This window comes from uncultured Phocaeicola sp. (genome assembly GCF_948499155.1).
GTDB lineage: Bacteria > Bacteroidota > Bacteroidia > Bacteroidales > Bacteroidaceae > Phocaeicola > Phocaeicola faecalis.
This window is the reverse complement of record NZ_CAOOSE010000008.1, coordinates 1-24,776: the sequence shown is the minus strand read 5'-3', so window position 1 is coordinate 24,776 and position 24,776 is coordinate 1. Positions and strand designations below refer to the sequence as shown.

Genomic DNA, 24,776 nt, shown 5'->3' with positions numbered 1-24,776 from the left:
AATAACCAATTATCTTTTACTTATATGAATACTAAAATTATTGCTTTTACAGGAACATTAGCAGCTTTATCTATACCTCCCAGTCATGCTCAAAGGATAGAACAACATCCTAACGTCATTATTATATTAGCTGACGACATAGGTTACACGGACTTAGGATGTTTTGGAGCACAAAAAATCAAAACTCCAGCTATCGACCAACTAGCCCGGCAAAGCATTATATTCACTAATGCCTATGCACCGGCTTCCACCTCCTCTCCCTCTCGATATGCACTTCTTACCGGAGAATATGCATGGAGAAAAAATGTAGGAATATTGCCTGCAGATGCTCCATTGACAATTAGTCCTACCATCACAACACTGCCAAAGATATTCCGAAAAAACGGATATCAAACTGCTATCGTCGGTAAATGGCATTTAGGATTGGGGACAAAAAACAGACCAGTAGACTTCAATAAAGAAATCAAAGAAGGACCATTGGCAATAGGCTTCGACTATGCTTACTATTTTCCGGCAACAAACGACCGCGTACCTTGCATCTATATCGACAATGAAAAAGTAGATGGACTCACTCCTAACGATCCCATAAATGTATCTTATAAACAAAAGATAGGAAGTGATGCTACAGGTAAGGAAAATCCTGATAAACTAATTATGAAACCACATTTGGGACACGATGGGACAATTATAAACGGTATCAGTCGCATTGGGTGGATGAGCGGTGGAAATTCAGCACGATGGCAAGACGATAAAATGGGAGAGCATCTGTTGGACAAAACCATTTCTTACATAAAAGAACATGCCGATTCCCCTTTCTTTTTATATTATGCCCCGCATAATGCTCATGAACCGCGTGTCCCATCCACTGCCTTTAGAGGCAAATCAGAAGCAGGGATTTATGGGGATGTGATTGAAGAATTCGATCATTATGTAAACAAAATCATCCAAACTTTAAAAGAAACAGGTATTTACGAAAATACAATTATTGTTCTGTCAAGTGATAATGCACCAATGATAAAAGAAGGTTATCAAGACGGTGCTTTGGAAAATATAAATGGACATAACCCCTATGGCAACTTAAGAGGAGAAAAATATTCTTTGCATGAAGGAGGAAACAAAGTTCCATTTATATTTTCTTGGCCTCAAAAAATAAAGAAACCTTTTATTCAAGCCCAACCATTTATCTACTTGGATATGCTTGCCACTTTTGCTGACATGTTGAATCTTCCTATTACAGAAGAAGAACTAAAAGACAGCCGTAGTGGAGCATCTTTATTCATGCGCGCCCAAGCTCCTTTATATCGTGAATATATCATGACTCAAAACAACGGAGGAGAAATAGCAATACGAAAAGGAAAATGGAAGTTTCTACCGCAAAGAAAGAACAAAAGTGCCGAACTTTATAATCTGGAGAATGATCCTTCGGAATTACACAACTTAATATTTGCATATCCCCAATTAGCTCGTAAGCTGAAAGGTGAAATAGAACAAGTGTATAATGGGAATAACTAAACCTTGTCTCTGCCGTAAAATAATCCATTCACTTATTTATTTAATCTATCTTTTAATCAAGGAAAAAAATGTTTCTTTGCATTCACAATGACATCTTAATCCAATTCTTTTAATAAAGACTATATCATGAAAAAAAGTTTCTTACTCGCCGTGATGCTGTGCTGTGCGCAACTGCTGTCTGCACAACAAGAAAGAATCGATTTATCGGGAACATGGCGTTTTCAAACTGACCCTATGGGATTCGGAAAGACACCGGGGTCAGAACTCTATCAAGCAAAACTCACCGAATCTATCCTGTTGCCGGGCAGTACTGATGAGGGCGGAAAAGGTATGTTGACAACCGCCCGATATGTAGATCGCCTTACCCGTAAATTTGAATATTGCGGACAAGCGTGGTATCAGCGTGAAGTCGTTATCCCCAAAGAGTGGAAAGATAAAGAAATCATGCTCAATCTGGAAAGATGCCATTGGGAGACAACAGTTTATGTAGATGGAAAAGAAATTGGTTCTAAAGAGCATCTTAGTACTCCCAACCGCTTTTTGCTGAGCAAAGAAATGACTCCGGGCATGCACATTCTTACGATTTGTGTAGACAATCGCTTGAAATATCCAATGGATCAATGGAATCATGGAACGACAGAATACACACAAACCAATTGGAATGGTATAGTAGGAAAGATAGAATTAACCGCATACGAAAAAACAAACATATATGCCTTAAAAGCATACCCCAATATAGAAGCACAAACCGTAACATTAGATATCACTGTAAATAATACCACCGGACAACCGGCCGAGGGAGCATTACAACTGACTATCAATGAAAAAGGTGGTAAAACCGTCAGTGAACAATCCATTCCCATTCGTTTAGAGAAAGGAGAAAACCGGCTGGTTAAAGAAATCAGCATAGGCAAAAATATAAAACTCTGGAATGAGTTTACCCCTAATTTATACGAAGTAAAAGCAATGCTTACCACTGACAACCGACGAGACTGCAGAAACATAACTTTCGGTATGCGCAAAGTTACGCAAGGTAAACATCATATTCAGGTAAACGGACGTAATGTGCACTTAAGAGGAGCATTGGATTGCTGTGTCTTTCCTTTGACCGGATATCCGTCAACAAATATCGAAGACTGGAAACGCATCTTCTTGACTGTGAAAGATTATGGCATGAACCATATCCGTTTCCATTCATGGTGTCCACCCGAAGCTGCTTTCTATGCTGCCGACGAGGTAGGAATATACCTGCAGGCAGAATTGCCTATGTGGATTAAAGATGTCGGTCAGTACCCCGCACGACGTGATTTTTTTGAAAAAGAGATGTACGCCATATTGGAAGAATATGGAAATCATCCTTCCTTTATTTTAATGTGCAACGGAAATGAAAATGAAGGCAACTTTGATGTCTTGGAAGACTTGGTAAAGAAAGCTCAAAAGCATGACAATCGCCGGCTATACTCCGCATCTACCGCCCGTACACATACTCCATCCGACCAATATTATGTATCACACGTGACTGAAAAAGGATGGATAACCGTATACGAAGGAAAGCCGTCTACAGACTGGGATCGTAAAAAAGAATCGGATATTGACTGCCCTGTTATCGCACATGAAACCGGACAACGCTGTATGTATCCCAACTTTGCAGAAATGGAAAAATATACCGGAGTCGTATCTCCCCGCAACTTTGAAGTATTCAGAGAAAGATTGGCGCGTAATGGAATGTTACACCAAGCAGACGACTTCTTCCACGCAACCGGCGCTCATACGGTTTTACAATACAAAGAAGTAAACGAATCATTACTCCGCACCGCAAATTCAGGTGGTTTCCAACTATTAGGACTTGCAGATTTTCCGGGACAAGGAAGTGCTTTTGTCGGTATTCTTGACGCCTTTTGGGAAAGCAAGGGATTAGTCAGCCCTGAAAAATACCGCGAATCCTGTGCACCTACCGTTCTTTTGGCACGTATGCCGAAACGTACTTACATGAACAATGAAACTTTCACAGCCAAACTGGAAGTTTATCATTATGGAGAACATCCGTTAAAACGTGGAAAACTGAACTGGGAACTGAGGGACAGCAAAGGTAACAGTGTAAAAAAAGGAAGTATATCAACTCCGGCTATACCCTGTGCCACTGTCGACTCTTTAGGTAAAGTAAATATAAGCCTCAACAATGTGGGCCGTGCCGAGAAATTGACCTTACACACCACTCTAAATGATACCTACCATAACGAATGGGACATTTGGGTATATCCCGGCCAACCAACAACAATAGCCGATGGATATGTATATGCACGCACGTATGACGAAAAAGTAAAGACTGCTTTGCAACAAGGAAAGAAAGTACTACTTATCCCCGAAAATGTAAAAGGACGCAAAGCTAAATTTGCAAGCCACTTCTGGAATCCGATTATGTTCAACTGGAATCCTATGATTGTCGGTACACTCATAGACAGCGTCCATCCGGCCTTTGGAGAATTCCCAACCGCCTCTTATGCCGACTGGCAATGGTGGGATATCTTAAACTATGCCACAGCCATGGAACTTAACCAACTGACCGATATCACTCCCGTCATACAAAGTATCGACACTTATGAATACAACCAGAAACTGGGTATTGCCTTTGAAGCACGCATAGGCAAAGGCAGCTTATTTGTCTTATGTGCCGACCCGGATAAAGACATAGAGAAACGTCCTGCGATGAGACAATTAATCCATTCCGTGAAAAACTATGTAGCATCAGAGGCATTTACTCCCGCTCAAGAGTTGAAAATGTATCAATTGGACGCCTTGTTCGAACTTCCTGCCAAAAATAAAAAAGGAACAGAAAGTAATGCTGCCATCAAACAATTATTAAATCAATGAATATAAAGACTGTATTAACAACTTGTTTTATGATTTGTGCCGTCCATGTGCCGGCACAAACCCCTTTATACAAACAACCCGCCGCATCCGTCGAAAGCCGAGTGAAAGATCTGCTGGGACGTATGACTGTAAACGAAAAGATTGGCCAGTTATGCTGCCCGTTAGGATGGGAAATGTATACCAAGACATCCAAGGGTGTAGTACCTTCCGAACTATATAAAGAACGGATGAGGACTACACCCATCGGTTCTTTCTGGGCAGTGCTGCGCGCTGATCCATGGACACAAAAGACTTTGGAAACCGGGCTAAATCCCCAATCCGGTGCAAAGGCGCTGAATGCATTACAAAAATATGCCATCGACAGCACCCGTTTGGGCATTCCCATTCTCTTTGCTGAAGAATGTCCACATGGCCATATGGCTATCGGCACCACTGTCTTCCCTACTTCATTGGCACAAGCCAGCACCTGGAATGAAGAGTTAATGTACACGATGGGTGAAACAATAGCATTGGAAGCACGCTTACAAGGAGCCAATATCGGATACGGTCCGGTGTTGGACATTGCACGTGAGCCACGATGGTCGCGCATGGAGGAAACCTTTGGTGAAGATCCGGTACTGACCTCTACTCTAGGCGTCGCTTTTATGAAGGGCATGCAGGGAGAAGCGCAAAATGACGGAAAGCACCTTTTCTCCACCCTCAAACATTTTGCCGCTTACGGCATACCCGAATCCGGACACAACGGCGCGCGCGCCAATATCGGTATGCGACAATTATTTTCCGACTACCTGCCTCCTTTCAAGAAAGCTGTAGAAGCCGGAGTAGGAACTATCATGACTTCCTACAATTCCATTGACGGCATTCCCTGCACGGCCAATAAATACTTACTAAGTGACATACTGCGTAAAGAGTGGGGATTCAACGGCTTCGTATATTCCGATTTGTCAAGTATCGAAGGCATTACCGGCGCCCGGGTAGCACGAAATCATAAAGAAGCCTCAGCATTGGCTTTAAAAGCCGGGGTAGATATGGACTTGGGAGGAAATGCTTATGGGAAAAACCTTCGGCAAGCATTGAAAGAAGGACTTATCGGCATGCAGGATATAGACAGGGCCGTTGCCAATGTACTCCGCCTTAAATTCCGTATGGGACTATTCGAAAACCCATATGTGTCTCCAGAAAAGGCCGGCCGGACAGTACGTTCACAGACACATAAGAAATTGGCACGCCAAGTAGCGCGCGAAGGAGTGGTATTACTGAAGAACGAAGGCATATTGCCTTTAAGCAAGCAACTGAAAAACATTGCAGTTATCGGTCCGAACGCTGACAATATGTATAATCAGCTGGGAGATTACACGGCACCTCAGGAACGTAAGGAAATCACCACCGTTTTAGACGGTATACGAAATGCAGTCTCCTCTTCCACACAAGTGACTTACATAAAAGGATGTGCCATCCGTGATGTCACAGTCCATCATATTCCCGATGCTGTAGAAACCGCACAAAAAGCAGATGCCGTCATAATGGTGGTAGGAGGTTCGAGCGCCCGTGACTTTAAAACCAAATATATTGAAACCGGAGCAGCCACAGTCGCTCAAGAAAAGGACCAACAATTATCCGATATGGAATGTGGAGAAGGTTATGACCGCAGCACATTGAAACTATTGGGACATCAGGAAAAACTCATTGAAGCGATAACCTCCACAGGAAAGCCGGTGGTAGTAATTTATATCCAAGGACGTCCGCTCAATATGAATCTGGCAGCAGAAAAAGCACAAGCCTTATTAACCGCTTGGTATCCCGGTGAACAAGGAGGCGCAGCCATAGCCGATATTTTGTTTGGAGACTATAATCCTGCCGGACGCTTGCCTGTATCCATTCCCCGTAGCGAAGGACAACTGCCTCTGTTTTATTCACAAGGAGAACAACGAGCCTATGTGGAAGAAGCAGGGAGCCCACTCTATGCATTCGGTTACGGCTTGAGCTATACTCAATTTGATTACAGTCACTTAAAACTGGAAAAAGGGAATACTCCGGACGTCTTGCAAAAAGCAAGTTGCACGATAACCAATACCGGCAACAGAGATGGTGAAGAGGTAGTTCAGCTCTACATCTGTGACAAAGTAGCTTCCGTATCGCAAGCCCCTATCTTGCTGAAAGGATTCCAACGCATTTTTTTAAAAAAAGGAGAAAGCAAACAAGTCACCTTTGTTTTAGGAAAAGAAGAACTGTCGCTTTATAATATGGAGATGAAACAAGTCGTAGAACCGGGTGAGTTTAAAGTGATGATTGGCGCAGCTTCCAACGACATACGGCTAAATGGAGAGTTTGTCCTTACTCCTTAAGGGAGGGGAGCTTCTATCAAACTCCACAGACCTGTCAGCGGATGTTGTCTCCTCCGTTTTTCAGACTCTACATACGTTTTAAACTCCCTAAGCCCTTTCATTAGCCGGACTAAGCGTTTTCGTCCTTTCGATTATGCCTGTCCGTAAGTCGAATTACTACAGTCTCCGGCAGCGGACTGTATAGTCCGTTGCAGTGGACCGTACAGTCTGCTATAGTGGACCGTACAGTCCACTGCCGGAGTCTGTAGTAATCTTCCGTTCAAAAGGCCTTAGCTGACCCTATGAAACAGCTTACTCTTCCCTTTGTTAGTGATATGATAGGTTAAGTCCCCAAGAACAATAACAGAACCACGCGTTCAGGGCATCGTTTCGGAAAGTAATAGATACGAAATTCTTCCTTTTCAGATTAGCAAAAGTATATGCATAAATCGTGGAGCTTGATTCCCAAAAGGAGTGAGTGCCCGGGGGAACAAAAAAAATACCATTAAGTAATCAATACTTAATGGTAACTTCTTTGTAGCGGGACCCGGGATTGAACCGGGGACCTCATGATTATGAATCATGCGCTCTAACCAGCTGAGCTATCCCGCCATCATTTTCTTTAAAAAAGACCGCCAAGAGTGGAAGCCTCTCAACAGTCTAAATCTTTACTTTGTAGCGGGACCCGGGATTGAACCGGGGACCTCATGATTATGAATCATGCGCTCTAACCAGCTGAGCTATCCCGCCATCATTTCTGATTTGCGGGTGCAAAGATAGAGCTTAATTTTGAATTTCACAAGCCTATTCTAAACTTTTTCTTCATAATAATGTTTTTTATCTCAATAAATACTACGTTTCTGACAACTACAAAGCAAAAAAACAATGCATTTATTATGTGAATATAGAAAATTTGGTTTATTTTGCCTGCAGAAACTTTAAATAAGCTAACACCTATGGGAAAAGAAAAGATTCGTTTAGAGTATATGTTAAAAGCCGGCTCCGGCAATGTCGTCTGGTCCATAATAAGCACCCCATCAGGCCTAGAAACTTGGTTTGCAGACAAAGTAACATTCAAAGATAAAGTCTTCACCTTTAAATGGGGTAAAACAGAAAGCCGTGAAGCGGAAGTGATAAACTTCAGGGCAAACAGTTTCATACGGTTTCACTGGTTGGACGATGAAGAACCGAAAGCTTACTTCGAACTGAAAATGGTATATAACGAACTGACCGGAGACTATATGCTGGAAATTACAGATTGGGTGGAACCTGATGAAAAAGAGGATGTTAAGGAGCTGTGGGACTCTGAAATAGAGAAACTGAAACGAGTTAGTGGACTGTAATTCTTTAAAAATATTCAAAACATAACTCTGCTCTCCATTTTTTATGCTAATTTTGTACCTTGATAGTTGCACAAAATGAAATAATGCTACGCATAAAAAAATTAGATATATTTATCCTTAAGAGCTTTTTAATGCTCTTTATTGGAACTTTTTTCATTTGCCTCTTCATCTTCATGATGCAGTTCTTGTGGCGATATGTAGATGAATTGGTGGGAAAAGGTTTGGAGATGAGTGTATTGGCTCAGTTCTTTTTTTACTCGGCCCTTACATTGATACCTTTGTCATTGCCTTTGGCCATCTTGTTGGCGGCACTGATGACCTTCGGTAACTTCGGAGAACGATATGAATTGTTATCCATGAAAGCAGCAGGCATCCCTCTGCTGCGAATTATCCGCCCCCTCGTATTTTTCTGTCTGTTTCTCAGTTGTATCTCTTTCTACTTTCAGAATGTAGTTGCACCAAAAGCACAGATGAAGTTGTGGACACTATTGGTATCTATGAAACAGACTTCGCCTGAACTCGATATTCCGGAAGGAGTCTTTTATGATGAAATTGAAGGATATAATATATATGTAAAGCAGAAAGACCGCAAAACAGGGATGTTGAAAGATGTGCTCATCTACAACTTTTCCGACGGATTTGAGAATGCACATATCATTTGGGCTTCAGAAGGCAAGATGGAGATGACTGCCGACAAACAGCATCTTTATCTCCATTTATATAATGGTGAACAGTTTGAGAACCTGAAATCGCAAAGCATTTCTTCGAATAATGTTCCCTACCGACGCGAAACTTTCAGGGAAAAACATACTATCATTGAATTCGACGGAGGCTTTAACATGATTGACGGAAGTTTTCTTAGCGACCGTTCAGACAGCAAGAATATGGCAGAAATCAGTCATTCCATCGACTCTCTGACCTTTCGGGGAGACAGTATCGGGCGAAGCCTCTATTCGGAAATTAAATCGTCTGCTTACCGAGACATTGATTTGACTCAAAAGGACTCTATTAAAATGGTAGAAAACCACATGACCATTATCAATGCAGACAGTTTATTCAATTCATATACTTTATCCGAAAAGGACAAGACGCTGGGCAATGCTGCCGAAAGAGCCGAATCTCTTGCTTCGGAATGGAACATGAAAAGTTACTCCACCACAGATGTGGACAACAATATCCGCAAACACGAGGCAGACTGGCACAAGAAAATCACCCTTTCACTCAGTTGCATGATTTTCTTCTTTATCGGCGCACCGTTAGGGGCTATTATCCGAAAAGGCGGATTGGGTATGCCGGTGGTGATTTCTGTATTGATTTTTGTTATCTATTACATCATTGACTCCGGTGCTACGCGTGTAGCAAAAAGTGGCGAGATGAATATGGTATTGGGGGTATGGATGAGTACGCTGGTTTTGGCTCCATTAGGTGCTTTCTTCACCTACAAGTCCAATAACGACTCTGTGGTGTTCAATGCCGAAGTGTACATCAACTTCTTCCGTATGCTGTTGGGCTTACGTCCGTCACGCCATGTATTCAAGAAAGAAGTTATCATAGAAGACCCGGATTACCCGAGTATCCTGAGCCGACTCGACGACTTGTGTAATGAATGCCGGATATATGACACTGAGCATAAACTTTCAGGTGCTCCCAACTATTATCGTATATTCACCAATAGCGGACACGATGACAAGATTGCCAGAATCAGTGAAAAAATGGAGCATCTCATAGAGGAACTTTCGAACAGTAAAGACGGCACATTGCTGAACCTTATGAATAAATACCCCATCCTGTCTACCAAGGCCCATAAGAGTCCGTTCGACAGCCGATGGCTGAACTTGCTGGCAGGTCTTATTTTCCCGATAGGCATATTCTTCTATTTCCGTATCTGGCGTTTCAGCCTGAGACTGGACAAAGATTTGAAGAATATCATTAAGACCAGCCGAGAAATTCAAGATAGAATAAAAAATGAATCATTTATAATTTGACTATGGAAGATTTCAAACTGAATACCATTGAAGAAGCAATAGCTGACTTCCGTGAAGGTAAATTTATCATTGTAGTAGACGATGAAGACCGTGAAAACGAAGGCGACTTCATTATTGCTGCCGAAAAGATAACTCCCGAAAAAGTGAACTTCATGCTGAAAGAAGGTCGTGGCGTGTTATGCGCCCCTATCACGTTGGAGCGTTGCGCCGAGTTGGAACTTGATAAACAAGTTAGTAACAATACCTCTATATTAGGAACTCCCTTTACAGTGACCATCGACAAACTGGAAGGCTGTACAACAGGTGTATCGGCCCATGACCGTGCTGCTACCATTCAAGCATTGGCAGACCCCAGTTCAACTTCCGCCACCTTCGGACGCCCGGGACATATCAACCCTTTGTATGCACAAAACAAAGGTGTGTTGAGACGTGCGGGACACACCGAAGCGGCTGTCGACATGGCACGCTTGGCAGGACTTCAGCCGGCTGCAGCCCTTATCGAAATCATGAACGAAGACGGCTCAATGGCACGTATGCCCCAACTGATTGAAAAAGCCAAAAAGTTTGACCTGAAAATCATCGCCATCCGTGACCTCATTGCTTATCGTTTGAAAAGCGAATCACTTGTAGAAAAAGGTGTAGAAGTAGACATGCCTACCGAATACGGCCACTTCCGTCTGATTCCTTTCCGTCAGAAAAGCAACGGTTTGGAACATATCGCCATTATTAAAGGCGACATAAAAGAAGGCGAACCGGTATTGGTACGCGTACACTCTTCATGCGCCACCGGCGACATTTTCGGTTCCATGCGCTGCGATTGTGGCGAGCAGTTGCATAAAGCCCTTCAGATGATTGACAAAGAAGGTAAAGGAGCTATAGTATATCTGAACCAGGAAGGAAGAGGCATCGGACTGATGGAAAAGATGAAAGCCTATAAACTGCAAGAAGACGGGATGGACACCGTGGATGCCAATATCTGCCTCGGACACCAGGCCGACGAACGCGATTATGGTGTAGGAGCTGAAATTCTGCGCAGTATCGGCATCACCAAAATGCGCCTTCTCACCAATAATCCTGTAAAACGAGTCGGGTTAGAGTCTTACGGTTTATCCGTCGTAGAAAACATCCCTATCGAAACGACGCCCAATGAATACAATGAGCGTTACCTGAAGACAAAGAAAGACAGAATGGGACATACTTTACACTTTAGCAAATAATATTTCTGCATATCGGGCAAAATCATATCTTTTTTAATATGATTTCGCCCGATTCACTTTCATAATTGAGATATAATAACTTATTTTGCAGCACGTAAACTTAAACACATAAAAAACAATAGCAATGAACCAATTATCAGACCGCCTGAATCGTTTGTCTCCATCAGCAACGTTGGCAATGTCACAAAAAAGTAGTGAGTTAAAAGCTCAAGGAGTTGATGTAATTAACCTGAGCGTGGGTGAACCGGATTTCAATACCCCCGACCATATCAAAGAAGCAGCGAAGAAAGCAGTAGATGATAACTTTTCAAGATACTCTCCCGTACCGGGATATCCTGCACTTCGTAATGCTATTGTGGCCAAGTTGAAAAACGAAAACGGATTGGACTACACTGCAACGCAGATTTCTTGTGCCAACGGAGCCAAGCAATCGGTTTGCAACACCATCATGGCTCTAGTCAACAGCGGTGACGAGGTCATCGTTCCGGCTCCTTATTGGGTAAGTTATCCTGAAATGGTAAAACTGGCAGACGGTACTCCTGTGATTGTAACCGCCGGCATTGAACAAGACTTTAAAATTACTCCGGCTCAACTCGAGGCAGCTATTACTCCGAAGACCAAAGCTATCATTCTTTGTTCACCGTCTAATCCGACAGGTTCTGTTTACAGCAAAGAAGAACTGGCTGGCCTGGCAGCAGTATTGGCAAAGCATCCTCAGGTATATGTGATAGCAGATGAAATCTACGAACACATCAACTATATCGGCAAACACGAAAGCATTGCCCAATTCCCTGAAATCCATGACCGCGTGGTTATTGTGAACGGTGTATCAAAAGCATACGCAATGACCGGATGGAGAATTGGTTTCATTGCCGGTCCGGAATGGTTGGTTAAAGCAGTGAACAAACTGCAAGGACAATATACATCAGGCCCTTGCTCTGTGTCGCAGAAAGCGGCAGAAGCAGCATATACAGGAACACAAGCTCCGGTAGAGGAAATGCGTAAAGCATTCGAGCGTCGTCGTGACCTGATTGTAAAATTGGCAAAAGAAGTGCCGGGATTTGAAGTAAACAATCCTCAAGGTGCTTTCTACCTGTTCCCCAAATGCGATTCATTCTTTGGAAAAGCAGCAGGCGACCGCAAAATCAACAATTCAGATGATTTAGCCATGTATTTGCTCGAAGTGGGCCATGTGGCTTGTGTAGGCGGTACTTCATTCGGTGCTCCCGAATGTATCCGTATGAGCTATGCAACTTCCGATGAAAATATTGTCGAAGCAATGCGCCGCATCAAAGAAGCGTTGGCAGAACTAAAATAATCGTTCATATCCCCCATCAACATAAAATGGCTGTTCTCAATGAGGACAGCCATTTTTTCTTTTTAAACCTGACGGATTGTATTATCCCTGGCTAATAGCTTCTGAAGGGCATACATCAGCGCAAGTTCCGCATTCTGTACACATGTCAGGATTGATAGAATACTTATCACCTTCAGAGATTGCTCCTACCGGGCATTCATCGATACAAGTACCGCAAGCGATACAATCGTCACTAATTACGTAAGCCATTTTCTTTAATTATTAAATTATTAGTACTAATTGATGGAACAAATATACAGCTTTTATCCATTAGTTGTCATATCGGCATTACAATATTACACTAATTTGTATTTAATCTAAATACGTTTACTTTGTCATTGCCTGATACATAACTTGTTGGATGCGCGGACGAATATTTAACCTCATCAACTGTTTATGATCAAAAGGACGAGGATAAATACGATTACTCAGAAAAACAAAGATTAATTTATTCTTCGGATCAGCCCATGCACATGTGCCCGTAAAGCCGGTATGTCCTACTACTTCTGCCGGAGCTTCGGCAGCACAAGGACTTTTTGCCTCATTTTTCTTGTCCGGCTTATCAAATCCAAGTCCCCTGCGACTTATCTTAGAGGTGTGGGTAAGGAACAAGTCACAAGTCTCCTTACTCAGATAACGCACTCCTTCATATACTCCACCATCTATCAACATCTGATACACCTTAGCCACATCACCTGCCGTAGAGAACAGTCCGGCATTGCCCGACACCCCACCCAAGAATGCAGCCGACTCATCGTGCACATACCCCTGCAGCATACCTCCCTTACGCAGATAATCAGCTTTCACGGTAGGCACTATTTCATCTTTATCGAAACGTCGCAAAGGCAGAAATAAGGTATGCTCCATCTTCATCGGTTTATAAAATTCTTTTTGAAGGAAAATATTCATCGGTATCTTTGTTATATTCTCCACCATCTCTCTCAATAGCATGAAGTTCAAATCACTGTAACGATACCGCCTGTCTTTCAAAGGAACCTTGGCTATTTGTTGTAACACCGAATCACGGAAAGAACGGTGCACATACATGCTGTCCGACACCAATAAAGGATAATCTGATGAAAAAACTTTCGACACCAGTTCTTTTTTATACCCGAAATGATCAATCACAAACAAACGTGTGTCTATCTGCTTATGATGGTTAGCATCCGGCCTTGCCTTATAAAAGGCTCCTGTATAGCTTTCTTCATCTATCGTTTTCTTATAGAACGGCCAAAAGGCAGGCAATCCGGACTGATGCATCAACAGTTCTTCAATAGTGATGCGTTCCTTATCCGTCCCCTTCAGCATAGGAATATAATCTGAGATACGGTCAGTCAGCCCGAATTTCCCGATATCATACAGCTTCATAACGGCCAGCAAAGTAGCGGTAGTCTTGGTCAGCGAAGCCAAATCATACAAATTATCGGCCTCAACTTCCTTAGACTTTTCATAAGTAAAGGTTCCGAAGCATTTATCATATACCGGTGCGCCATCTTTCAAGATCAGAATCTGGCAGCCGGGATAAGCTTTCGCTTTGATTCCCTCACGGGCTATCTCGTCTATCTCCTTTAATACGCCGGAACTCATACCATAATCTTCAGGTTTGTAAATGCGAGGTGTTTTAGGAGTCATAGTTACTCCGTCACCCGGTTTGAACAAGCCGGCAACGGCCACAGACAGACGTCCGTCCGCCACGGCTCTTCCCGCCATCATATCTGCCACCTGACGCTGAATATCAAGCTCATCCGTATGCCCCAACACAACCGCTGCCGCTTTTTTCCAACACGCCTCCATATCCGACATAGACTTCAAGGGTATCAGATACACATAAACAACAGGCAAGTTGCCGGGCAAGCTCTCCAGCATCGGCTTATACCTATTATAATCATTAGAGTTAATAACCACAATGACACGCTGACTGTTTATCAACTCTTGTCTGATGGCTGACATCGAATCGGATGTTGCCACAATACGCTTCAAAGGTAAATACTGTCCCAACCGATTGTAAAACTCAAGCCCGGAGGAAGGTTTTCCGATATTCAGTATGGTGGTGCCGCGCAATTTGGCATCCAAAGGCAAAACACCGCCGGCATTATCAACAACAGTGATAGCCGCTTTCTGCAAACGGTTTATCAATTCTTTTGCTTCCGGACGATTTAATCGTTTATCAAGTCCCGACACCTGAATATGAGGCTTCGTCTTTAGTCCTAAAGCATACTTATAAGTTAACACCTTGCGACATTTCTCTGTTATCTCCTCCTCAGAAAGCTGACCATTCTTCACCGCTTCCAACACTCCATTCAGTTCTCGTTTCAGATTGCGCGGAGCCAACAACAAATCATTGCCCGCCTTCAACGCTTTGGCGCACAAGTTCTCATTTTGGGAAACCCCTTTCATTTCGAGTGCATCCGTAAATACCAACCCCCGAAAGCCCAACTCCCGACAAAGCAGATTGTCAATAACATGAGCAGACAACGAAGCCGGATTCTTTCCCAATTCAGGTACTTCCAGATGGCCGACCATAATTCCTCCCAATCCTGCATGAATCACCTCCTTAAACGGATAAAATTCAATACTGTCCAAACGGGTGCGGTCAAAATTCAGCACAGGCAACGCTTTATGAGAATCCACTTCCGTATCGCCATGTCCCGGAAAATGCTTGGCAACGGAAAGTACTCCCCCATCCTCCAATCCGCGAGAATATGCAACCACTTTTTGGGCTACATTCTTCGGATCGCCACCAAAAGAGCGAGTATTGATAACAGGGTTACGCGGATTGATATCTACATCGGCAACAGGAGCAAAATTAATCTGCACCCCTATCTCTTTGCATTGACGGGCAACCTCCTTGCCATATTCATAGAGCAATTGATTATCCTGAATACAGCCCAACACCCTGTTGCGGGGGAAACGGGGAGTATTCTTCAGCCTCATGGCCAGCCCCCATTCACCGTCAAAAGTAATAAATAAGGGCACTTTCGATAATTCTTGCGCATAGTTCGTCAATACTGCCTGATTCTCCACCTGCCCCCCTGAGAACAACAATCCTCCCACCTTATATTCTTTAACGGCATTGTGTATATTCGCCCGGTTAGGCTGCGTATTGAGAGGAGCGACTGTATGTATGAATAATTGTCCTATTTTCTCTTTCAAGTTCATTTCAGACAGTTGTTTCTCCACCCATTCACGACATTCCGCACTGTCAGCCCCACCTTTTTTCAAAACGTTAGGCACCTGTTGGGCATACAAAGGAAGCCCGAATACACATAATATATATAGTAAAACGATTTTCTTCATTCTATTACAGCTTAATCCTTCTTTTTTCCACACGCTTTTAAAGCGTTTATTGCCCAAATGTACTCAAAAAAGGAAAAGCCGCCAACTATATCAGACGAAAATATATGAAATTATATTTGGTTGTGTGATAGAAAACCACTAATTTTGCACCGCTTTCGCGCAATCGCTGTCAAAGAAGAGTTACTTGATATGTTGCGTTGTAACGATAAACAATTTAAAATCAAAGAAAATGGATTTAATTAAAATTGCTGAAGAAGCATTTGCTACTGGCAAACAGCATCCTTCATTCAAAGCTGGTGATACTATTACAGTAGCATACCGTATCGTTGAAGGTAGCAAGGAACGTGTACAGTTGTACCGTGGTGTTGTTATCAAAATTGCCGGACATGGTGACAAAAAACGTTTCACCGTTCGTAAAATGTCTGGAACTGTAGGTGTTGAACGTATCTTCCCTATCGAATCTCCGGCTATTGACAGTATTACTGTTAACAAAGTTGGTAAAGTTCGTCGCGCTAAATTGTATTATTTACGTGCTCTTACCGGTAAGAAGGCTAGAATTCAAGAAAAAAGAGTTAACGCGTAAGACTTATTATCCCTACATAAAAAAGGAACGTTTCCATCAGGAGCGTTCCTTTTTTATTTCATATAACTAAATCTCTTTAGCAGTGCATGAAACATCAAGGCATAAAAAAAGGAGCAACGCCTTGCTCTAACCTTTGTTAACCTTAAATCTAATACTATGAAAAACACACTGCAAAGGTACGGACTTTAATGGAATACGCAAATAAAACAAGAAAAAAAGTATGTTTTCTAACACGTTTTAATATGTCCTGTCATTTTTGTTAAGGAACATTTCTATGTCAGACAACAGATGCCAATATTACAGTTTTATTTCCAAATTTATATTAAGCCAACGCTCTTTTTAATATTAAAAGTTAAAACAAAGGCATAAAAAGCATGTTGAAAAACATATTTCACTCATTTGGTGTTATCTTTGCAGAGCAATAAAAGAAAAGAAAAAGGTTTTAAGGATTAACCAGTTCTCTAAACGGGAGAACACAAAAAGATGTAATTATGGAAATGAAAAGAACAAATGACACAATCGAGATGTTGCAGTATCAGTTGAAAAGATACAAAGCAATGAGAAAGGGAGCTGCATGCCAGTCTTTGCAATACAAGCTTCACAAGTTAATGAGCCAACAGGCCAATGCCTAACGGCTTTACCATTGAGAACACAAGTTTATAATTTATAATAACGAAAAGAATGTTTCCTCATTTCCGGGGAAACATTCTTTTTTTATCAAGAGTCTATCATAAAGCATAAATGACGAACCATTAAGCACAAACAAAAGAGACTGTTCTGAATATGAATTCAGAACAGTCTCTTTTCCATAAAGCACACGCTTAGAATATAATCTTATATGTAGAGATGGAACATTCGGTCCATCAACTGCCATTTTTCAGCTGAAGAAGCTCCCGGCTCTGCTTGCTGAAAAACAGACATATAGTTTTCCCATTCTTCCTGACGAGGCAATGTAGCCATTTTAGCCATGGCCGTATCCCAATCAAAATCAAGCGGAGTCTCCACTATCATAAATAAATTAGTGCCATGAATATAAATCTCCATTTCCAGAATACCGACTTCGCGAATTGCCGCCAAAGTCTCCGGCCACACCTCTCCTTCAGAGTGACGTTTCCGATATTCTGCAATCAGCGCCGGGTCGTCTTTCAGACTCAACATCTGACAATAGCGCTTCACCGGGCCGTGATATTCACGGACTTTATATCCTTGCGTTTTATTTTCCATCAGATATCTCTTACTTCCCAACCCAATGCACTTGCTCCCAATACAGCAGCATCGGCGTCTTTCAATTCGGAAATCATCAGTTTAGTCTTTCCGGCATAAATCTTCAAGATGTTGTCATCAATTGCCTTTTGAATAGGTTTCATGATATAATCACCTGATTTAGCCAAACCACCAAACAGAATAATTGCTTCAGGACTGGAGAATGCAATGAAATCAGCCAAAGCCTCACCCAAAATACGTCCGGTATACTCAAATATATCCTGTGCTAATTTATCTCCTCTTACAGCAGCATCAAATACATCTTTCGATACGATTTCCTCTGCCGGAATATCTCTTAACAAAGAAGGCTCGGGACGTGCAACCAAGAATTCACGGGCTGTGCGTGCTACCCCGGTAGCCGAGCAATAAGTTTCTAAACAACCTTTACGACCGCAACCGCACTGACGTCCATTTTCACGACGCACGATAACATGTCCAAGTTCGCCTGCAAAACCATCATGTCCATACACCAACTGACCATTTACTACAATACCACTACCTACACCGGTACCCAAAGTAATCATGATAAAATCTTTCATACCACGAGCAGCGCCATAAGTCATTTCACCGATAGCAGCGGCATTAGCATCATTGGTCAGGGCTGTGGGAACACCTATTTTTTCTTCAAATAAGGCAGCCAAAGGTATCACACCCCTCCAAGGCAAGTTGGGAGCAAACTCAATAGTACCGTTGTAGTAATTTCCATTAGGGGCACCTACACCCATACCTTTGATTTTCTCTACTCCGCCAAAAGATTCGATTAAGGGGCGTAACTTTGTGCATACAGCTTCTACATAATCTTCTATCTTGGAGTATGACTGTGTTTTAACTGAATCGGTAGCCAATACGTTACCACGTGAATCTACAACACCAAAAACTGTATTAGTTCCGCCGATGTCCATACCTACAACGTAGGGTTTTTCCATGCCTGTTACCATGATATGTTATAATTTAGGGTTAGTTATTGGGAACAAATGTACTGAATGCGAAAAAAGAGAGCAAATTTTTTTTCAATTATTTCGTGTATCCCTGCAACTTTTCACAGAGCAGGCACGTCTAACTATTCAAACACGAATAAATTTCATCGGTTATGATACATTTAGAGAATATCAACAAAACCTATCACAACGGAGCGCCTTTGCACGTTTTGAAAGGCATCAACCTCAATATAAAAAGAGGTGAGTTTGTGTCTATTATGGGCGCCTCCGGTTCCGGTAAGTCTACCTTATTAAATATATTGGGTATTCTGGACAACTATGATTCAGGCAATTATTACCTGAATGATGTACTGATTAAGAACCTCAGTGAAACAAAAAGCGCAGAATACCGGAATCGCATGATTGGTTTCATCTTCCAGTCCTTCAACCTCATCTCCTTTAAAAATGCAATGGAAAACGTAGCTCTCCCATTGTTCTATCAAGGAGTGAGTCGAAAGAAAAGAAATCAGCTTGCTATGGAATATCTGGAAAAACTCGGATTGAAAGAATGGGCACACCACATGCCCAACGAGCTTTCAGGAGGACAAAAACAGCGTGTAGCTATTGCCCGCGCGCTGATTTCGAAACCGCAAATCATCCTGGCAGACGAACCCACAGGGGCACTAGACAGCAAGACATCGGTAGAAGTAATGCAGATATTAAAGGATTTGCATGAAAAAGAAGGCCTAACCATCGTAGTAGTCACCCACGAGAGTGGCGTTGCCAACCAGACCGACAAGATTATCCATATCAAAGACGGTCTTATCGAACGCATCGAAGAAAATCTCGACCATGATTCTTCTCCTTTCGGAAAAAATGGTTTCATGAAATAACAGCAACAGATATGATAGACCTTATTCAGGAAATATACGGAACCATAAAACGCAATAAATTGCGCACATTCCTCACCGGTTTTGCTGTGGCATGGGGTATCTTTATGCTCATCGTGCTTCTGGGAGCCGGCAATGGACTAATCAATGCTTTTGAAAGCAATGCCGGAGGACGGGCGTTGAACTCCATGAAAATCTATCCGGGATGGACCAACAAGCCTTTCGACGGACTGAAAGAAGGCAGAAGCATCAAACTGACGGAAAAGGATATGGAAATTACAAGTGGATTTACAGACAATGTCACTGCCGTCGGTGCTACCATAGAGCAAAGTAGCGTCAATTTGAGTTACGGAGAAGATTACGTTTCTCTTATGCTGGAAGGGGTTACCCCCGAATATCTGCATATTGACGCCATCTCGATAAAGACAGGACGCTTCATCAACAAGCCCGATATCAAAGAAAAACGGAAAGTCATCCTTTTGCATGAAAAGACCGTAGAAATGCTATTCGGCAAGAAAGACGCGAATGTCATCGGAAAATATGTAAATGCCAGCGGACTGGCCTACCAAGTGGTAGGAGTCTATACAGATATGGGCAACTACTCTCCCTCGGCCTACATTCCGTTCACGACTTTGCAACTGATATACAATAAAGGCGATAAATTAGAGACTTTAGTATTCCTTACACAAAACCTATCTACAGAAAAAGCCAACGAAGATTTCGAGAAACAATATCGACAAGCCATCGGCAACCATCAGCGTTTCGACCCGACAGACCGTGGAGCGATATGGATTTCCAACCGGTTCACTCAATACTTACAGCAACAAAAGGGTAACGACATTTTGCACACAGCCATTTGGGTTATCGGCATCTTCACCCTGTTAAGCGGCATTGTGGGCGTAAGTAATATCATGCTGATTACGGTCAAGGAACGTACTCGCGAGTTCGGCATACGCAAAGCATTGGGAGCCAAACCAATCTCTATTCTTTGGTTGATTATTGCAGAAAGCGTAGCCATCACCACTTTCTTTGGATATATAGGTATGGTGGCAGGCATCGCTGCTACCGAATATATGAATGCAGTAGCAGGAGAACAGGTGATGGATATCGGTGTAGCTTCGGCTACCGTATTCCTGAACCCCACCGTAGGTCTGAATATTGCCATCCAGTCCACCCTTACCCTGATAATAGCCGGCACACTGGCAGGATTCTTCCCGGCCCGCAAAGCCGTTATGATTCGTCCTATTGAAGCACTTAGAGCAGATTAATATGATAAGAATAGATATAGACAGATGGGAGGAGATACTCATTACCATCACAAGAAACAAAACACGAAGCCTGCTGACTGCCTTCGGTGTATTTTGGGGCATTTTTATGCTGGTAGCCCTGATGGGCGGCAGTCAAGGTATGCAGGACATGCTGGCAGCCCAGTTCGACGGATTCGCCACCAACTCCGGCTTTATGGGAACCAATCAAACCAGCAAAGCTTACAAAGGCTTCCGAAAAGGACGCTGGTGGGATTTAGAGAATAAGGATGTGGAACGTGTTCGCCAAGCCATCCCCGAAATAGAAGTGGTGACACCTACCATAGCCAAATGGGGCATGACAGCCCTCTACAAAGAAAACAAGATTAATTGTACCCTCAAGGGCGTATATCCTGAGTATACAAATATAGAGGAACCGGTCATCGTGCAAGGACGTTTTATCAATATGGTAGACGTGAAAGAGCGTAGAAAAGTTTGTGTCATCGGCAAACGCATCCACGAGACTTTATTTCCGAATGGCGATAACCCATGCGGCAAATTTCTGAGCATTAACGGAATTTACTATCAGATTATCGGTATCAGTACCACTGCCGGCAATATGAGTCTGCAGGGCAATGCACTTACCAATATCACCATTCCTTTCACCACCATACAACAGAACTATAATTTCGGACAGAAAATCCAATTACTGTGCTATACGGCCAAACCGGGATATTCCATTTCCGAGATAGAGAAGAAAGTAGACAAAGTTATCAAACAGGCACACCTCATCCATCCCGACGACAAGCAGGCTTTGGTGACTGTAAATGCGGAAGCAATGTTCAGCATGATAGACAACCTGTTTAAAGGCATCAAGATTTTGAGTTGGATGGTCGGATTGGGAACATTACTGGCAGGCGCCATCGGTGTAAGCAATATTATGATGGTGACAGTCAAAGAACGTACCACCGAAATAGGCATCCGGCGTGCCATCGGTGCCAAGCCCAGAGACATTATGAACCAAATTCTCTCCGAAAGTATGGTGCTGACTATCATTGCCGGAATGTCGGGCATCTGTTTCTCTGTTTTTATCTTGCAAATGATGGAAATAGGAACCGCCCATTCGGATACCCCGGCTCATTTTCAGATTAGTTTCTGGATGGCCATCGGAGCCTGCATTCTATTGATGATTCTCGGCACACTGGCAGGACTGGCCCCAGCCTACCGCGCCATGGCCATCAAACCGATAGAAGCTATCCGGGACGAATAATCCTCCCGACCACTTGACACATAATCAATTCAATGAAGTAAAAACAATAAAACAAACAAATATGAAAAAGTATGTAAAGATTGCGTTACTAGTCATCGTAGCCCTCATTTTCTTGGGAACTTTCGTCTTCCTTTATCAGAAATCACAGCCCAAAGAAACGGTGTACAACACAGAAAAAGCCGAAATAGCAGACTTAAAAAGAACTACCGTTGCCACCGGCAAGATAGAACCGAGAGATGAAATCTTGATTAAGCCACAGATTTCGGGAATCATCGACGAAGTATATAAAGAAGCCGGACAGACAGTAAAAAAAGGCGAAGTGATAGCTAAAGTAAAAGTTATTCCCGAACTGGGACAACTTAACTCTGCCGAAAGCCGGGTGCGTCTGGCAGAAATTAATGCCAAACAAGGAGAAACAGACTTTGCCCGTATGCAGAAACTATATGCTGACAAGCTGATAAGCAGCGAAGAATTTGAAAAGAGCGAAGTGGCAGTCAAACAAGTGCGCGAAGAACTTCAAACGGCCAAAGATAATCTTGAAATCATCAAGGAAGGCATCACTAAAAACAGTGCTTCATTCAGCAGCACACTCATCCGTTCCACCATCGACGGACTGATTCTGGATGTACCCGTAAAAGCAGGAAACTCTGTTATCATGAGTAATACGTTCAATGACGGTACAACAATTGCCACCGTCGCCAACATGAACGACTTAATTTTCCGCGGGAATATAGACGAAACAGAAGTAGGTCGCCTACGCGAAGGAATTCCTGTCAAGATTACGCTAGGTGCCTTGCAGAATATGATTTTTGATGCACAACTGGAATATATTTCTCCCAAAGGTGTAGAGGAAAACGGCGCCAACCAGTTTGAAATAAAAGCAGCTATCACCGTCCCCGACAGTGTTACCATCCGTTCAGGCTATAGCGCCAATGCCGAAATCGTATTACAGCATGCCGACAAAGTTCTGGCGGTACCCGAAAGTACCATCGAATTCAGTGGAGACTCTACGTTCGTGTATGTACTGACCGACAGCGTTCCGCAACAAACATTCATCCGCAAGCAGGTGACTGCCGGAATGAGTGACGGAATAAAAATAGAAATTAAAAACGGCTTGCAGGCCAATGATATTGTACGTGGAACTAAAAAAGACAAATAAGAATGAAAGCTAAAATATTAACCCTGATAGTGGCAACCGCATCTTGCCTCCCCTCTTTCGCACAAGAGGAATGGGACTTACGAAAATGCATTGACTATGCTATCGAACACAATTTAAGCATTAAACAACAGGAAGCCACACGCGACCAAAATACAGTGGAACTGAATACAGCCCGATGGAGCCGTCTGCCAAACCTGAACGGAAATGTGGGACAATCATTCAACTTCGGCCGCGCTCTACAGGCAGACAACACTTATGGAAACCGCAATACACAAAACACCAATTTCTCATTGGGAACCAATGTACCGTTATTCACCGGCTTGCAGATACCCAACAACATAGCCCTCTGCAAGCTTAACCTGAAAGCCGCCATTGAAGACTTGAATAAAGCCAAGGAAGATATCAGCATACAGGTTACTTCCTCTTATCTTCAAGTGCTCTTTGATAAAGAACTGGCAAAGATTGCACACAGCCAAGTAGAACTGAGCCGTAAACAATTAAAACTGAAAACCGCTTTTTTTGAAAATGGCAAAGCATCCGAAGCGGAAGTATATGAGGCACGCTCACGTGTGGCGCAAGACGAGATGTCTGCCGTACAAGCCGACAACAATTACCGGTTAGCCCTTCTGGATTTAAGCCAACTATTGGAACTTCCCACACCGGACGGTTTCCGCATTGTATCGCCCAAGGTAGATGATAATTTCAATTCGCTTTCTCTGCCCGAAGACATTTATGCCGATGCCGTCCTCACCAAACCCGGGATAAAAGCTGCACAATATCGTTTGCAAGGTGCATCCAAGAATATACGCATTGCCCAAAGCAACTGGTATCCGCAATTAAGTTTCGGAGCCGGACTGGGTACCAGCTACTATAAGATTGCCGGAGAAGAGAATGTCTCTTTCAACAGTCAATGGCACCAAAACTTCAATAAATATTTCCAGTTCTCACTCAGTATCCCGTTGTTCAACCGCTTTGAGACCCGCAACCGAGTAAAGATGGCACGCATCCAGCGCACTGCCCTGTCATGGAAACTGGAAGAAAGCAAGAAATTATTATTCAAAGAAATCCAGCAGGCCTATTACAATGCCGTAGCCGCCGAAAGCAAATTCAAAAGTAGCCGCACGGCAACCGAATCAGCCGAAGCCTCTTTCCGACTGATGAGCGAGAAATATGCCAATGGAAAAGCAACTGCCACAGAATATAATGAGATGCGTACCAATTGGATGAAAGCCACATCAGACATGGTGCAATCCAAATATGACTATCTGTTCAGGAGCAAAATCCTGGACTTCTATAAAGGAATACCGCTGACACTGGAATAATTCGAATTCATCCACAAACAATCCATATTCTGCCACCTGCGCTAACAAAAAGCAAAATATGGATTGTTTTCATGATTTTACCTTCCCAATTTATCCAGTCGTGTACTCTAGGGATATCTAACTTATCATTCAACAGAACATCCGCCAGTTCTTCCGTCTCTTAAAGACTATTTTAAATTCAGCAACCTGCTGAGCAGGCTTTTTTCCTTCGTGACGACGGAT

18 protein-coding genes and 2 tRNA genes are annotated in these 24,776 nt (G+C 42.9%); 14 read left to right on the top strand and 6 right to left on the bottom strand.

Going from position 1 to position 24,776, the window contains the following annotated elements; all coding sequences use genetic code 11:
- Positions 1–24 precede the first annotated feature (24 nt).
- The 3 genes from QYT14_RS07975 to QYT14_RS07965 all read left to right on the top strand — a co-directional run bounded on the left by QYT14_RS07975 (position 25) and on the right by QYT14_RS07965 (position 6,728).
- Entirely contained in the window at positions 25–1,512 is a 1,488-nt protein-coding gene (locus QYT14_RS07975) for a sulfatase-like hydrolase/transferase (RefSeq protein ID WP_288324905.1), read from the top strand.
- 126 nt (positions 1,513–1,638) lie between these two features.
- Complete coding sequence (locus tag QYT14_RS07970; RefSeq protein ID WP_288324904.1) at positions 1,639–4,383, top strand: sugar-binding domain-containing protein; 2,745 nt, start codon at positions 1,639–1,641, stop codon at positions 4,381–4,383.
- Complete coding sequence (locus QYT14_RS07965) at positions 4,380–6,728, top strand: glycoside hydrolase family 3 N-terminal domain-containing protein (protein ID WP_288324903.1); 2,349 nt, start codon at positions 4,380–4,382, stop codon at positions 6,726–6,728. The genes QYT14_RS07970 and QYT14_RS07965 overlap by 4 nt, the downstream gene beginning before the upstream one ends.
- A gap of 517 nt (positions 6,729–7,245) precedes the next feature.
- Here the strand turns inward: QYT14_RS07965 and QYT14_RS07960 are convergent.
- Together QYT14_RS07960 and QYT14_RS07955 are read right to left on the bottom strand one after the other, a co-directional pair.
- Positions 7,246–7,319, bottom strand: a tRNA-Met gene (locus tag QYT14_RS07960).
- Positions 7,320–7,383: 64 nt separating this feature from the next.
- Positions 7,384–7,457, bottom strand: a tRNA-Met gene (locus QYT14_RS07955).
- Positions 7,458–7,663: 206 nt separating this feature from the next.
- Between QYT14_RS07955 and QYT14_RS07950 the strand changes: the two genes are divergently transcribed.
- The 4 genes from QYT14_RS07950 to QYT14_RS07935 all read left to right on the top strand — a co-directional run bounded on the left by QYT14_RS07950 (position 7,664) and on the right by QYT14_RS07935 (position 12,570).
- Positions 7,664–8,050: an START-like domain-containing protein gene (locus QYT14_RS07950; RefSeq protein ID WP_288324902.1), complete on the top strand. Its 387-nt coding sequence runs from the start codon at positions 7,664–7,666 to the stop codon at positions 8,048–8,050.
- Positions 8,051–8,133: 83 nt separating this feature from the next.
- Positions 8,134–10,035 (top strand): LptF/LptG family permease, encoded by a 1,902-nt coding sequence (locus QYT14_RS07945; protein WP_288324901.1) that lies wholly within the window; start codon positions 8,134–8,136, stop codon positions 10,033–10,035.
- A 2-nt stretch (positions 10,036–10,037) separates the two neighbouring features.
- Positions 10,038–11,252 (top strand): bifunctional 3,4-dihydroxy-2-butanone-4-phosphate synthase/GTP cyclohydrolase II, encoded by a 1,215-nt coding sequence (locus tag QYT14_RS07940; RefSeq protein WP_288324900.1) that lies wholly within the window; start codon positions 10,038–10,040, stop codon positions 11,250–11,252.
- A 124-nt stretch (positions 11,253–11,376) separates the two neighbouring features.
- Positions 11,377–12,570 carry a pyridoxal phosphate-dependent aminotransferase gene (locus QYT14_RS07935; RefSeq protein ID WP_237039801.1) on the top strand — a complete coding sequence of 398 codons (1,194 nt, stop codon included), beginning with the start codon at positions 11,377–11,379 and terminating at the stop codon, positions 12,568–12,570.
- An 81-nt stretch (positions 12,571–12,651) separates the two neighbouring features.
- Here the strand turns inward: QYT14_RS07935 and QYT14_RS07930 are convergent, their stop codons facing one another.
- Both QYT14_RS07930 and QYT14_RS07925 read right to left on the bottom strand, forming a co-directional pair.
- The gene (locus QYT14_RS07930; RefSeq protein WP_005935882.1) at positions 12,652–12,819 is read right to left on the bottom strand and encodes a 4Fe-4S binding protein; all 168 of its coding nucleotides are present in this window, start codon (positions 12,817–12,819) and stop codon (positions 12,652–12,654) included.
- Between the two features lie 117 nt (positions 12,820–12,936).
- Positions 12,937–15,906 (bottom strand): glycoside hydrolase family 3 N-terminal domain-containing protein, encoded by a 2,970-nt coding sequence (locus QYT14_RS07925; RefSeq protein WP_288324899.1) that lies wholly within the window; start codon positions 15,904–15,906, stop codon positions 12,937–12,939.
- Positions 15,907–16,135: 229 nt separating this feature from the next.
- On the opposite strand from QYT14_RS07925, the gene rplS reads away from it, so the two are divergent.
- Together rplS and QYT14_RS07915 are read left to right on the top strand one after the other, a co-directional pair.
- Entirely contained in the window at positions 16,136–16,489 is a 354-nt protein-coding gene (rplS, locus tag QYT14_RS07920; protein ID WP_005935875.1) for a 50S ribosomal protein L19, read from the top strand.
- 491 nt (positions 16,490–16,980) lie between these two features.
- Complete coding sequence (locus QYT14_RS07915) at positions 16,981–17,121, top strand: hypothetical protein (RefSeq protein WP_154653392.1); 141 nt, start codon at positions 16,981–16,983, stop codon at positions 17,119–17,121.
- Between the two features lie 202 nt (positions 17,122–17,323).
- On the opposite strand, the gene QYT14_RS07910 is transcribed toward QYT14_RS07915, so the two are convergent.
- Together QYT14_RS07910 and QYT14_RS07905 are read right to left on the bottom strand one after the other, a co-directional pair.
- Positions 17,324–17,713 (bottom strand): L-rhamnose mutarotase, encoded by a 390-nt coding sequence (locus QYT14_RS07910; protein ID WP_237039803.1) that lies wholly within the window; start codon positions 17,711–17,713, stop codon positions 17,324–17,326.
- Complete coding sequence (locus QYT14_RS07905) at positions 17,713–18,690, bottom strand: ROK family protein (RefSeq protein WP_237039804.1); 978 nt, start codon at positions 18,688–18,690, stop codon at positions 17,713–17,715. Before QYT14_RS07905 ends, QYT14_RS07910 begins: the two co-directional genes overlap by 1 nt.
- 152 nt (positions 18,691–18,842) lie before the next feature.
- On the opposite strand from QYT14_RS07905, the gene QYT14_RS07900 reads away from it, so the two are divergent.
- From QYT14_RS07900 to QYT14_RS07880, 5 genes are all read left to right on the top strand, one after another.
- Positions 18,843–19,562, top strand: a complete 720-nt coding sequence (locus QYT14_RS07900) for an ABC transporter ATP-binding protein (RefSeq protein ID WP_237039805.1) — start codon at positions 18,843–18,845, stop codon at positions 19,560–19,562.
- An 11-nt stretch (positions 19,563–19,573) separates the two neighbouring features.
- The gene (locus tag QYT14_RS07895; protein WP_288324898.1) at positions 19,574–20,827 is read left to right on the top strand and encodes an ABC transporter permease; all 1,254 of its coding nucleotides are present in this window, start codon (positions 19,574–19,576) and stop codon (positions 20,825–20,827) included.
- 4 nt (positions 20,828–20,831) lie between these two features.
- On the top strand, positions 20,832–22,073 hold the full coding sequence (locus tag QYT14_RS07890) for an ABC transporter permease (protein ID WP_288324983.1): 1,242 nt from the start codon (positions 20,832–20,834) through the stop codon (positions 22,071–22,073).
- A 61-nt stretch (positions 22,074–22,134) separates the two neighbouring features.
- On the top strand, positions 22,135–23,232 hold the full coding sequence (locus QYT14_RS07885) for an efflux RND transporter periplasmic adaptor subunit (RefSeq protein ID WP_237039807.1): 1,098 nt from the start codon (positions 22,135–22,137) through the stop codon (positions 23,230–23,232).
- Positions 23,233–23,234: 2 nt separating this feature from the next.
- The gene (locus tag QYT14_RS07880; RefSeq protein ID WP_288324897.1) at positions 23,235–24,554 is read left to right on the top strand and encodes a TolC family protein; all 1,320 of its coding nucleotides are present in this window, start codon (positions 23,235–23,237) and stop codon (positions 24,552–24,554) included.
- Positions 24,555–24,776 lie beyond the last annotated feature (222 nt).